This is a genomic window from Acinetobacter sp. YH16031, from assembly GCF_013417335.1.
Classification (GTDB): domain Bacteria; phylum Pseudomonadota; class Gammaproteobacteria; order Pseudomonadales; family Moraxellaceae; genus Acinetobacter.
This window is the reverse complement of record NZ_VPED01000012.1, coordinates 23652-36822: the sequence shown is the minus strand read 5'-3', so window position 1 is coordinate 36822 and position 13171 is coordinate 23652. Positions and strand designations below refer to the sequence as shown.

Here is a 13171-nt window from a genome sequence, read left to right as displayed (position 1 = left end):
AACCCTCTCTCTTCTTTGTAGCACCAAGATTTTATAATTTATCCTTCCTTTCAAAATTGGCCCTAATAAAAAATTAATAGGCTGCGCTATATTTCTATTTTATATTAAATGTGTTTTTTAATATTTCTAATTTAATGCCTATTATTTAATAGGAAGCAAATAAATTAATTTTTAGAAATATAAATCAAAACCATTTTTTACATTAAATAATCAAAAGAATCTTATTTATAGCAATTAAACTTACTGAATTACTTAATATGCAATACCTTACATATCATTATTAATATATTAAAAATCACTGAAAAATTATTTTACAAATATACAAAGAATATCAACCTTTCCTACTGAATATTTCCAAATTTTACAAAGTAACTTTACATGTCAAAAGTGTTTCTTTTCTGCGCCTAAAGCCATTTTAAAAAATAGAATATGTTATAAAACTAATTAGATTAAAAATCACACAGTTTAACTCTAAATTTTAATCTATTTTATATCATGTACTTAGGTGGATTTATGTCAGGCATACATAGGGAACAAGATTTAGAAGATTCATCTAGCTCATCTTTTTATATATCGCCAAAGATGATTTTAAATGATTGCAACCTGAATATGGACTCAGACCAGGTTGTTTTATTTCTTGATATTGACGGAACAATCTCTGAATTTCACCCAGATCCAGATAAAAGTATAATTCAACCTGAAATTATAAATATATTGGAAAATTTACAACAATATATTCAGCTGATATTAGTTACTGGTCGTTCTATTTTACAAGCTCAAAAACTTATTCATCCTCTGCAATGGAATATCGCTGGATCACATGGTCTGGAATTAATCTATCAAGCTGATTTAAAGACATTAATCTCTTTAAATAAGCCACAGCTACAAGCCCTAAAACAATATATTCAGGAACAGGCAGTTCAAATCTCTGATTTTCGGATAGAAGTCAAAGATTATTCTGTTGCGCTACATTTTCGTGAACATCCTCAACTCGAAAATCATGTGCATGCCTTTGCGCTGGAGTGTCTCAACCAGTTTTCAGACTTTGAGTTAAAAGCTGGCAAGTATGTTTTTGAGCTGGTGCCCAAAGGTGCCAATAAAGGTTCAGCGATTCAACAGATTATTCAGCAATACCATCTCACTGATCATTATCCCATGTTTATCGGTGATGACCTGACCGATGAAGCCGGATTCAAGGTCATCAATACCCTTCACGGCTGCTCAATCAAAGTAGGCCCTGGCCAGACCCTGGCACGGTACAGACTGGAAAATGTCTCTCAAGTTCAGGCCTTCCTGAAAGAATTTTTAAATGTAATTGAAGTACAAGAACAACAACGATTGGAGAAATCACATGTCTAAACTCATTGTGTTATCAAACCGTGTGAATCTACCTAACCCAGAAAGTATGAAGGCTGGTGGATTGGCTGTTGCATTGCAGGACGCATTGCAAGATATAGGCGGTATCTGGGTTGGATGGAATGGCTCCAGAGTTGACCAGAACAAGGAACAGAAATTTCAGATTCTGAAACATCAGAATGTGGAATATCATACCAGTGCACTGAGCGAAGCCCAGTACCAGGGTTATTATTGCGGCTTTTCTAATAATGCCTTATGGCCGTTAATGCATGACCAGCATCAACGTGTCGAATATCAACCGCAGGATTTTAAAACCTATAAAGATGTCAATTTGCGTTTTGCCAAACACCTGAAACAGGTGGCTTCACCGCATGACATCATCTGGATTCATGATTATCATTTTCTGAGTGTTGCGCATTACTGTCGTAAATTAGGTATGCGCAACCGGATTGGGTTCTTCCTGCATATTCCTTTCCCAGAACTGAAACTTTGGCAAACGCTGCCTCCTTATCAGGAACTGGCCAGACATCTGGGAGATTTTGATGTCATCGGTCTGCAAACTCCACGCGATCAGGCCAACTGTATTGACTTCTTGGAACAGGTATTAAATATCCAGCATCGCAATGATGAAATCCTGAGTTATCAGTCTAAACGGATTTATGTGAAAGCTTATCCAATCGGTGTACACCCGGCGCAGATTCAGAAGCAGGCTGCTGAGAGCCAAGTCACTGACCTGCCCTTTGATCTGGATAAAGCACATGCCCATAAGACCATCATTTCTGTTGACCGGATTGATTACAGTAAAGGGCTGCTGGAGAAAATTCATGCATTCCAGGAGTTGCTGGATGAACAGCCTGAATTTAAAAATCAGTTCCAGCAGTTACAGATTGCCTGCCCATGTCGACTAGATGTGAACAGCTATAAAAAACTCTATGAACAGTTCCAGGCCGCAGTGCAGAATTTAAACCATCAGCATGGCAATGCAAACTGGCTGCCTTTTGACTGTAGCTATGACACTTTGGGGCATGAAGCCCTGATGCAGCTCTACCGTAAGGCAGATATTTGCTGGGTGAATTCAATCCGTGACGGGATGAATCTGGTGGCTAAGGAATATATTGCTGCGCAAGATCCATTAGATCCAGGCGTACTGATTCTGTCTAAATATGCCGGGGCTGCCGAGCAAATGAAAGAAGCCTTACTAGTCGATCCTTATGATCAGGACAGTATGGCCAAAGCCTTGAAAAGAGCCTTGCGTATGCCTAAGTCGGAACGTTTGGAACGTTACCGCTATTTACAACAAGGCTTGAAGAATTTCGATATCATTCGCTGGCGTGATCAGTTCCTGTGTGACCTGAAAAAATCACAAAGCCTGCGAATTTATCGACCAGTGGCCAAAGGCATTTCGACCCAGTTCAATATGCATGCTTAAAGTCTGAAAGCCCATAAAAAAACACCAGCTTTATGCTGGTGTTTTGTGGTCTAGGCCAGCAATAAGACCTTCTGCTTTTTCTGATTCTTTGTGACCGGCAGTCAGATGGTTCAGGATTACAATGCTCATTAAAGCAACTGCGATGACAGTAAACACTAAACGTAAGCCAATAATTTCACTACCGAAACCTACCAGGGCTGGTCCGATCAATGAACCGGTATAAGCAAATACCGATACATAAGATAATGCTACATGAGAAGCCATAGATTTTTGGCGGCCTGCACGAGAAAACATTAACGGAACGATGTTGGCACTACCTAGACCCAAGATCGCATAACCAGTTAAAACGACTTGCCATACTGGTGCAAAGATCACCATGAATAAGCCTGCTGCAGCCAGTAAAGCACTTAATAAAATAGTGGTTTTTTCACCCAAACTTTGAATAATGAGATGACCGCTAAAACGTCCAAGTACCATCAAGCCAGCAAAGAAACTATAAGCCAAACCGGTATGCGCTGCAGGTACATTAAACTGGGTTGCCAGATAAATACCGCTCCAGTCCATTGCTGCACCTTCAGACAAGAAGGATACAAAACAGATCAGGCCAATACCTAAAATTGCGAATGTTGGTAGCGCTTTTTTCGCAGGTTTTGCTGTAGCTGTATTAGTTTCTTCTGTAGTTGATGACTGACTACCTAAGCAGAATGGAATTGCCAGCATCGCAATCGCAAGCAACATCACACTTACGACCAGTGCGCCAGTTAAAGGTGCCAGACCAAATCCCATTAACGTGGTCATGCCCAATACACCAACCAGACCACCCAAGCTACATACGCCATGGAAACCAGACATCAAGCTTTTATCCATAAGTTTTTCGATCTGGGCAGCCTGAATATTTACGGTTACACCCAAAGCGCCTGCACTGGCACCAAAGAAAAACAAGGTAATTGCCATCATCAAGCTGGTAGGACTAATCGCTAGTGCTGGCAAGATGAACAGAAATGCAGCCAAAATAACAGCCAGTACTGTACGGCAACCAAACTTGCTCGCCATACGACCTGCCAATGGCATGGCCAGCATTGAGCCAACTCCAGCACATAGCAAAAGTAAACCAAAGTCAGCATGGTTCAGCAATAAGCGCTGCTGTGCATAAGGAATTAATGGCGCCCAGGCAGCTGTACTAAAACCTAGACTAAAAAAGCACAGTGCAGTGGCGATTTTCTGCCAGAGATACGGTGATGGAGACTGAAGACGAGAAATTAGCTGTGAATTTAACATTGTCATTCCAAAAGAAAGAGCTCAGGCATCCATTACCGATCATCCATAGAAAAACCCCGCGAACTTATAGCTGAAAAATATAAGTAGCAGGGCTTAATTTGTGTGAATTATAAACAGAATTTTTCTAAATGAAATAGCTTTTAGAAATGAATTTTTAAATTTTTTACAAGTAATTGATTGTATAAAATTTATAATTTTATAGTTTTATTTGTATACGCTAATCGGTTTTTTCATTGCTTCCTGTAACTCAAGATTTTGTAAAAAACAGGCGAAACCTTCAGCAACTTTTGATTGTAGTCGACTACTGGTCGCTACCCTCAATTGATTGGACCAGGTAATGTCGACTCCTGCCTGTTGTAAACGGCGAACAAAGTCGACATCTTCATGACAATCTAGCTGGCGAAACCCATTAAAATCATTATATATACTTGTTTTAAAACATAAATTTGCACCATGAATATGTCGATGATCCATTTTATCCTGATAGTGGCCTAAATATTTCAGTCGGGCTTCCAGACTTAAATTTTTCCATTCATCGACATCAACGACCCCACAAATTACTTCAGTGGGTTGGTGCTGCCACATGACCTTGAACCAGTCTTCCTGGACACATGAATCTGCATCGGTACAACAGATCCAGTCGCATCCTTGTTCAATTACTTTTTGAATTCCTAAATGACGAGTCTTACCCACCGAACGAAAGTTACAACTGATGGTTTCTATACCTAATTGTCTGGCCTTGATCGCGGTTTGATCGGTACAACTGTCTAAGACAACTAAAATCTTAATCTCGGGAATATTTCCTGATGAACCAAGGTATTGATAAAATTCAAATTGTGCTTTTTTTAAGGCCAGCAGGCAGCGTTCTATATAGGCTTCTTCATTACAGGCAGGAATGACCACGCCAATTTTATTCATTTAAGGCCCTCTTGCTCTGCCACAGACTGTGGGCTATTTATCCAGACATCAATTAGAAAATCAGGTTCCTGAAGTTGTGAACATTTTTTATAAGGCAGATGAGTATTTAGATACTCATGAATATCATCACCAGTAAAGCTAAAACCAGAAATCGGTGCTCGCCAGTGACAAGCCAGAATACAGCCTTCTGCATCAAGGGCGTGCTGCAGCCAGTGGGTCAATTTCTCTAAAGCGGCCTGATCCAGATAATATAAGACTTCACTCAGCACAATTAGCTGGAATTTACGCTCTGGCAAGTCTTCCGGAACAACGCCTTGGACAAAACTGACATGAGAATAATCTTGCAGGCGTTGTTGTGCCAGCCGGATCGCTGTCGTATTGGCATCCAGACAGATGAGTTCTCCGGTATGAAGAGCTAGTTCCTGACTTAACATGCCATTACTGCAACCGATTTCTATGGCAGATTCAAAATGCAGTTTGGTCAAGAGCGCTTTACAAATTTGACGTTTACGTTGTTCATACCAGCGCTGTTCATAATGCCATGGATCTCCCTGGTTCAGGGCATACAGAGCATCAAAATAGGCATGATCATAGGTTGATTTACTGTTCATACAGATAAACCTCCCATGGCTGTAAAACACGCTCCAATGCATGTTCAGGGACAATCGGTGCCTGTTCTGTCGTCGGGTCATTCTCAATCTGACTTTTGAAACATCGTGCAGCTCGGGCTTTACATTTTAATTCTTCATCTGTCAGACTGAGTTTGTGCGCAACCGTCCACGGAATTCGGGTATCTCTTGGTGTGGCCCAGTGCCACGCCCAGATTAAAACCTGAATATAAGGTAACTGTAACTCAGTCGCGAGTTGTTGGACGACCTGCCCGGTTATTTCATGGTCTGGATGCCCATCATGAACAAAAGTCGTGACCAATACATCATTAGGCTGTAAATATGAATGCAATTGCTGTTTGAGCAAATTTCGCTGCTCAGCCACTTTCCCATCCTGAATATCCAAAGCAATCCGAAGAACTGGCTGTACTAGGGACAATTCTTCCAGAGCCTGACGCGTTTCTGCTGGACGAATCTGGTTCAATTCTTCTGGCGTATACAGACTCGAACCGGGATGACTGGCCGTACCATTAGTCACTGCAAACAGTACAATCTTATAGCCGAGTTTATCCAGACGTTGCATCATTCCGCCACATCCCAGAATTTCATCATCCGGATGCGGTGCCACAATACAGACTCTGGCATCTGCAGGAATTACACTGGAAATATCAAATTCTGACATCTGTTGCAGTATTTCGCAGTTACGCCATTCTTCCACCCGTGTCCCCTCCCCATGGATCACACGATCTTCGACAACCTCATGTTTTAAAGTGCCCATAGTTCTTCCTCCTGTGCGCTTAGTTCTCCAATACGCTCAAGATCAAAAGCAGCATGGCTTTGACGGATAAATACCGGCAGATCTGCTGCGAGCTGGGCAAAATAAGAATTGGTACAATAAGGCGCTGCGCCAAGCGCTTTTCCAACCTGGTTGAGTACATTTAATGCAGTAGCTTCAACCTGCGCGCGCAAAGCCTGAATCTGAAGTTGATGAGGAAATTTAGGTTGCTTGTCTATCAATTCTGCAACCCGATAGAACAAAGCCTGAGTAGCTAAAAGATCACGGCTGATTTCACCCAGATACATGGCTTTATACATATGTGGTTTTCTTAACTGTTCCTGCTGCAGATATTCAGCAAGAGCTACTGTCGCACCATACCAGCAAGCGGCAACGCCTGCTGCTCCATGCCAGAATCCCACCCGATCCAGATAAGCATGTGGATCGGCAACTTTTTTGACAGGGACCTGATTAAATTCCAGTTGAGCCGTGGACGTATGCTGCATTCCCAAAGCTTGCCAGACAGTATGGTCATGCTGAATACCAGGCTGCTGCATATCTACAATTAGCAATTGAGAGCGATTTTGTTCATCCCGATACGTCAGTAAACCTGACTCTACCCAGCTCGAAGCGGAACACCAGGTTTTGATGCCAGTCAGCTTGCCTTCATCCAGCTGCAATGGTTGAGGCCCTCCTTCTGCTGCCCAGACTGCCCAGAGCTGATGAGGATTTGCCGGAATATTTAATTCATGCAGAATTGCGAGTGCATCCAGATGCGACTCAAATATTTTACCCAGACTTAAATTGGTTGCCGAGATCTGGCTTAAAATTTGCCAGCGTTTTAAAGTTTCCCCTGATGCAGGAAAAGGAACCTGATCCGAAAGTTGCACCAGTTCCTTCAAAGTCATTTGAATATTTTCTTTAGGTTCTAATGATGAATTTTTAAATCTTTCTAATATTGAACTGAGGTCCATAAAAGTGCTTCCTCAAAAATATCGATATTGTGGTCATTTGATGAAAGCCAGCTAAGGAAAAAGTCTTTTCATCTGTTTTAAACGGGTCATTAGTCCTAGTACCTTACGGCGTGCCATAATTTCTTCTTCACTAAAAGGCAATTGTTCTCTAAGTTGACTCATAGGTAGATGGTTATGTTCGATCAGATAAATATCCTGCTCCCTGCTCCATTGCGCATTTTGCATCTGTGCCAGTAATTTTTTAGGATCTGGTCTCGCCATAAAAGTTTTATTCCTTGAAATAGAGAATAGAAGCCGAAGCTTCTATTCTCATGGTATTTATGCAGGAATAGTTTCTGAGATCAATTCACGCGCCCAAACACGGTGATTCATGATCAAGGTCTTGAAGCTATCTTGCACAGTATCGAATTGAGAATTTGCTAAAGTACCTTCATCACTGATCAGTTTTAGATCTTCAATTAGCTGACCTTTATCTCCCAGGAAGACAATCGGTTTCAGATGCTTATAAGCCTCAAGCAGATAGTGAGTCGCGATACCATCTTTCAGCACCATGTCATAGTTATCGCCATCGACAATAACTACAGCATCATAGGCAATCGACGGTTCAGCTTTCTGCATACCATCAGATGGGATCACTGTACCTTGCTGGCTCAGAACTGGTCCTGGACGAGGTGTTAAAACATCAGCCACAGCACTCTCTGATTCAGCCCAAGCCTGTACAGCTTTAATACTGGCTTCATTGGCTTTGTCATGTGCGAGAATCGCGATTTTACGTGCCTTAATATCGGCAGGTTTAAACGCTTCAAAAGACAGACGCTTAGAAACCAGAACATCAGGCAGTTTTGCGGCTTTTTTCTCAGCTGGGATTTCAATACCCAATTGATCCGCGACCTGTTGAGCCAGCGTCAAGTCAATATTGCACAGCACTTCGAGAACTTCACGTTCACGGATATTTTGGCGCTGTACTTTACTTAGTTCGAAGACATAGGCATCAATAATATGCTTCTGCTCATGCGGTGCCTGGCTTTGATAGAATAAGCGGGCATGAGTGAAGTGATCATTAAAAGACTCACTACGCTGGCGGATTTTATGACCGTCAATACGTTCCTGATAGCTTTCGAAACCACCTGCCTGAGTCGCACCTGGCGCTTCAGCCGGCCAGTTATCATCAATCGAGTTTGGTTCGTAGTTGGCCTGTCCCGTGTGAATAAGACGTTGATGCAGACCATCACGCTGATTGTTATGGAATGGGCACACCGGCTTATTAATTGGAATCTGATGGAAGTTTGGACCACCCAAGCGGCTTAGTTGAGTATCTGTATAAGAGAACAGTCGTGCCTGTAGTAGCGGGTCGTTGGTAAAGTCAATACCAGGAACCACGTGACCTGGACAGAAAGCAACCTGCTCAGTTTCACCGAAGAAATAATCAACATTACGGTTCAACACCATACGGCCAATTGGAGTCACTGGAACCAGTTCTTCCGGAATGATTTTGGTTGCATCCAGCAAGTCAAAATCAAATTTCATCTCATCTTCTTCAGGAACAATCTGTACGCCTAATTCCCATTCCGGGTAATTACCGGAAGCAATCGCTTCATACAGGTCACGACGATGGAAATCCGGATCCTTACCTGCCAGTTTTTGCGCTTCATCCCATACCAGCTGTGTCAAACCTTGTTTAGGCGTCCAGTGGAACTTCACAAAGACAGCTTTATTTTCGGCATTGATCAAACGGAAGGTATGCACCCCAAAACCTTGAATCGAGCGTAAATTACGTGGAATAGCACGATCCGACATTGCCCACATCACCGCATGTGCAGATTCAGGTACAAGAGAGACAAAGTCCCAGAAAGTATCATGTGCTGACGCACCTGATGGAATCTCGGTTTGTGGTTCAGGTTTCAGCGCATGGACAAAATCAGGGAACTTGATGCCATCCTGAATAAAGAACACTGGCGCATCATTGGCCACCAGGTCAAAGTTACCTTCATCCGTATAAAACTTGGTCGCAAAACCACGAATATCACGTACCGTATCTGCTGAACCGCGAGGACCTTGTACTGTAGAGAATCGAACAAAGACTGGAGTCTGGGCACCGGTATTGGTTAGAAACCCGGCTTTAGTCCATTTTTCATTGCCTGGATAAGCTTCAAAAAAACCATGTGCTCCAACACCGCGTGCATGCACAATTCGCTCTGGAATACGCTCATGGTCAAAATGGGTAATCTTTTCACGGAGAATAAAATCTTCCATTAAAGTCGCACCACGAACGCCCGCTTTTAGACTGTTCTGGTTATCCGAAATCTTGACACCTTGGTTGGTAGTCAGTGTCTGTTCGGTTGAGTCGCTACGGTATGCATCAAGCTGCTCACTTTTTTTATTGGTATTTTGCTTATCTAAACCATTTTTACCTGTGGCTGGACTATTCGCCTTAATTTTCATGACATTTTCCTTGCTGATCTTGAGTTTAGTGAAGTCTTTTTTTGCCTATCTCAAATTCGCTTGAGTTTTATTCAACATCTTGACGTTTTTACAGAAAAATAAAGTTCCACTTTTATCTGCATGCGGTGAGTTGTTGCTGAGTATGAAAATCTTTTTATTGATTTCGTCTGTATCCCTAACATAACGAGATTTGACGAATACATTGCTGAGTCTTTGTAGTGGCTTGTTTAATAAAGGCACAGTTCTGTTATTTTTCTTAACTACACAGTTTTTTTTTACCGAGTAACTATCACAAAGTTTGAAAAATTTAAAGCTGATAGTTTTTACTAAAAGATAAAATCATGAAATAAAGGCTTAATCATCTAAAAATGAAAACAAGTTTTTAAAAAACTGATCCAGACATTTGAGTTTTATAAGGCAAAATTAATTTCTTTATACAGTTACAATCCTGTCACCAGGCTATACAGAACGCCTAAACTTATATCTTTGCCCGTCCTATAAACTATATAACTCAGAAGTACTTAAATTATTTCCACCTATAAATAGTCACAAAAAGCTATTTCATAAAGTTCATGCTACCAAGATTTTGTATCTTCTCAGCCATGACTATTAAACTTTTTTAAAAGATATCTCTCTACAAAATTGTTAAGGAGTAAAACATGGGCTCTTCAGAAAAAAATGCTAAGGCTATGAAAATTGATATTGGTATTTCTTACGAAGACCGTGCCAAAATCGTCGAAGGTCTATCTAAATTATTGGCAGACAGCTATACCCTCTATTTAATGACCCATAATTTTCACTGGAATGTCACCGGACCACAGTTCAATAGCTTGCACAGCATGTTTATGACCCAATATACTGAACAGTGGAATGCACTTGATCTGATTGCAGAACGTATCCGGGCCTTAGGCTTTGCTGCACCAGGCACTTACCAGCAATTTGTTAAGCTAACTGCTATTAAAGAAGTGGAAGGTGTACCAGATGCCCAAGAAATGCTGCGTTTATTAGTAAATGCTCATGAAACGGTAGCTCGTACCGCACGCAATCTTTTTGAAGTTGTTGATGAAGTCAACGATCAGCCGACTGCAGATTTAATCACGCAACGTCTTGATGTGCATGAAAAAACAGCCTGGATGTTAAGAAGTACTTTAGAGTAATTAATTTTTCTCAGTGAGAAAACAATTTTAAAATCATAAAGTTAGATTTTTCTAGAATAAATAAGTGCTCAAATTTAATTCATATCCTTTTGAGCACTTATTTATCTCACCTTCCACCCTATAGTCAAGGCTTTGAAAAATAAATATTTACCTTTTAACAGATTATTTTTTAATAAATAAACCTTTATTTATTATCTATTTAATTATATTAGGCTAGACAGAAAATTTGGTTTTTAAATAAAAATTTCTTATATTATAAAAATATAATTTTTACTAAATCAGTATTTAATCATGTTTTTGAGCTCAGTCTCTTTCCCCATATCTTTTAAATATATTCAACAAATGGACCAAACCATTTCTGCTTACAAAATAAGCAATAGATTAAGCTTCAAAAATGCTTACAAACTGAATATTATTCATCTAAAATAGAGAACTATATCACACAATATAATTATTGAAATATATTGTATACATTTTGTATTTCTGAAAGATTCAGGGGATTAAGTTATGAGTGTTCAAAAGTTACTCATTTCACTCAAACTTAATTTACGTAAATTGATTTTAATCCTTTTACTTGTAAGTCTGGTGATTCTTTTTTCAATTACATTGATTGTAAGCAATGTAATTCACCGACAACAACTGATTAATAATTCTCTTGCAACTAATTATGAGTATGCAGCTAAAGTTGCTTCTATTTCTGATTTATATTTTAAAAATATATTTAATGATTTAAATCTCAGTGCCAATATTATTAAAAGTGATTTTCATAATGAACAGTTATTGAAATCTGAATTAAATAGATTGATGCAACAATCTAATTCTTTTAGCAGTGTTTTGATCAGCGATGCAGATGGCCATGTCATCGAATATGCGCCTGAAATCTTGAAATTAGATAAAGTTGCGATTATTCGGTCTTTGGGCTTTAGTAAATCACTCGAATCAAAGAAGCCTTATATTTCCTCACCCTATTATTCATTAAAAGGTAATCTGGTCGTCTTGGTTAGTTTTCCAATCTTTGATCAGAATAATAAATACCAAGGCTTTATTGCAGGGTTTATCTATTTACATGAAGAATCCTTATTAAAGACACTTTTAAGCGAAAATTATGGTTATAAAAATAGCTACTTATATGTTTTTGATAAAGAAGATAAAATTATCTATCATCCAGAAAGAGAGAGAATTGGAAAAACATTCCAACACAATACCGGTTTAGCTTATATGGAGTCACATAGCTCAGGAAAAATAAAATTAAACAATGATATGGGAGTTAGTGAACTAGCAGGTTTTGCAAAAATTCCTACGACTAACTGGACTGTGGTATTTCAGCAGCCTACAGAAGATTTATTCGCTCAAGCCCGTCTTCTTGCCTATAAAGTGATTGGTACAATTTTTATTATCTATATTATTATCTTTTTAATCATCTGGCGTATTTCGAAATTTATTACCTCTCCATTAAATGATCTTGCCAAAATGGCAAGTCATTTGAATGATCCAGGTATCACTGAAAAGATTAATCATATTAAGCCTTGGTATTTTGAAGTTTTTAAATTCAAGAAGTCCCTATTATCTAGTGTAAACGTTTTTAATCAGGAGATTGAAGAACTTAAACAGGATACTTTAACCGATCCTTTAACCGGCTTTTATAATCGTCGTGGCTTTGAACTATTTTTAAATGATTTAATTAGCAATAAAACTTATTTTGCTGTGGTGGTTTTGGATATTGACTATTTCAAGAAAATTAATGATCGTCATGGGCATGATATGGGTGATGTGGTATTAACCAAAGTTGCCGGATTTATTCGGGAAAGTTTTCGTGAACAGGATATTTGCTGTCGCGTTGGTGGTGAAGAATTTATTATTCTTGCGCCAGTCAAAGAGATTTCACATGCAACTAAAATCGCTGAAAGATTAAGACATAAACTGGCATCGACTTATTTACTTGAAGTAGGAATAGTCACTGCTTCACTCGGTATTGCACACTGGCCTTTAACTTCGTCTGATATCAAAGAAGTTTTAAAACAAGCAGATACGAATTTATATCAAGCCAAACATTTAGGGAGAAATCGTGTGGTGACAGGTGAAAAAAGTGCTCAGTTATAATATTTTTATACAGTTATTAAGTAGATAATTTAAATATATTATTTTGTTATTGTGTTATAGGGTTTAGATCTTTTATTCAAAAAAACAGTATAATTTCTCTAATACTTCTAGGTTTATATAGAGGTTTATACTTA

General features: G+C 39.4%; 11 protein-coding genes. 4 read left to right on the top strand and 7 right to left on the bottom strand.

Annotated elements, in window-relative coordinates:
• The first annotated feature begins 513 nt into the window (after window positions 1-513).
• Both otsB and FTV31_RS07595 read left to right on the top strand, forming a co-directional pair.
• Window positions 514-1359: a trehalose-phosphatase gene (otsB, locus tag FTV31_RS07600; protein ID WP_180014098.1), complete on the top strand. Its 846-nt coding sequence runs from the start codon at window positions 514-516 to the stop codon at window positions 1357-1359.
• Window positions 1352-2785: a trehalose-6-phosphate synthase gene (locus tag FTV31_RS07595; protein WP_180014030.1), complete on the top strand. Its 1434-nt coding sequence runs from the start codon at window positions 1352-1354 to the stop codon at window positions 2783-2785. The genes otsB and FTV31_RS07595 overlap by 8 nt, the downstream gene beginning before the upstream one ends.
• Before the next feature lie 30 nt (window positions 2786-2815).
• Here the strand turns inward: FTV31_RS07595 and FTV31_RS07590 are convergent, their stop codons facing one another.
• From FTV31_RS07590 to katE, 7 genes are all read right to left on the bottom strand, one after another.
• The gene (locus FTV31_RS07590) at window positions 2816-4063 is read right to left on the bottom strand and encodes an MFS transporter (protein ID WP_180014028.1); all 1248 of its coding nucleotides are present in this window, start codon (window positions 4061-4063) and stop codon (window positions 2816-2818) included.
• Window positions 4064-4267: 204 nt separating this feature from the next.
• Entirely contained in the window at window positions 4268-4981 is a 714-nt protein-coding gene (locus FTV31_RS07585) for a glycosyltransferase family 2 protein (protein WP_180014025.1), read from the bottom strand.
• On the bottom strand, window positions 4978-5592 hold the full coding sequence (locus tag FTV31_RS07580) for an SAM-dependent methyltransferase (RefSeq protein WP_180014023.1): 615 nt from the start codon (window positions 5590-5592) through the stop codon (window positions 4978-4980). The genes FTV31_RS07585 and FTV31_RS07580 overlap by 4 nt, the downstream gene beginning before the upstream one ends.
• On the bottom strand, window positions 5582-6367 hold the full coding sequence (locus FTV31_RS07575) for a PIG-L deacetylase family protein (RefSeq protein ID WP_180014021.1): 786 nt from the start codon (window positions 6365-6367) through the stop codon (window positions 5582-5584). The genes FTV31_RS07580 and FTV31_RS07575 overlap by 11 nt, the downstream gene beginning before the upstream one ends.
• Window positions 6355-7338 carry an acyl-CoA dehydrogenase gene (locus FTV31_RS07570; protein WP_180014019.1) on the bottom strand — a complete coding sequence of 328 codons (984 nt, stop codon included), beginning with the start codon at window positions 7336-7338 and terminating at the stop codon, window positions 6355-6357. The genes FTV31_RS07575 and FTV31_RS07570 overlap by 13 nt, the downstream gene beginning before the upstream one ends.
• A 51-nt stretch (window positions 7339-7389) precedes the next feature.
• Window positions 7390-7599, bottom strand: a complete 210-nt coding sequence (locus FTV31_RS07565; RefSeq protein WP_034705508.1) for a hypothetical protein — start codon at window positions 7597-7599, stop codon at window positions 7390-7392.
• A gap of 57 nt (window positions 7600-7656) precedes the next feature.
• Window positions 7657-9780: a catalase HPII gene (gene katE, locus FTV31_RS07560; protein WP_180014017.1), complete on the bottom strand. Its 2124-nt coding sequence runs from the start codon at window positions 9778-9780 to the stop codon at window positions 7657-7659.
• A 659-nt stretch (window positions 9781-10439) separates the two neighbouring features.
• On the opposite strand from katE, the gene FTV31_RS07555 reads away from it, so the two are divergent.
• Complete coding sequence (locus FTV31_RS07555) at window positions 10440-10937, top strand: Dps family protein (RefSeq protein WP_004783133.1); 498 nt, start codon at window positions 10440-10442, stop codon at window positions 10935-10937.
• A gap of 507 nt (window positions 10938-11444) precedes the next feature.
• On the top strand, window positions 11445-13037 hold the full coding sequence (locus FTV31_RS07550) for a sensor domain-containing diguanylate cyclase (RefSeq protein ID WP_180014015.1): 1593 nt from the start codon (window positions 11445-11447) through the stop codon (window positions 13035-13037).
• Window positions 13038-13171: the final 134 nt, after the last annotated feature.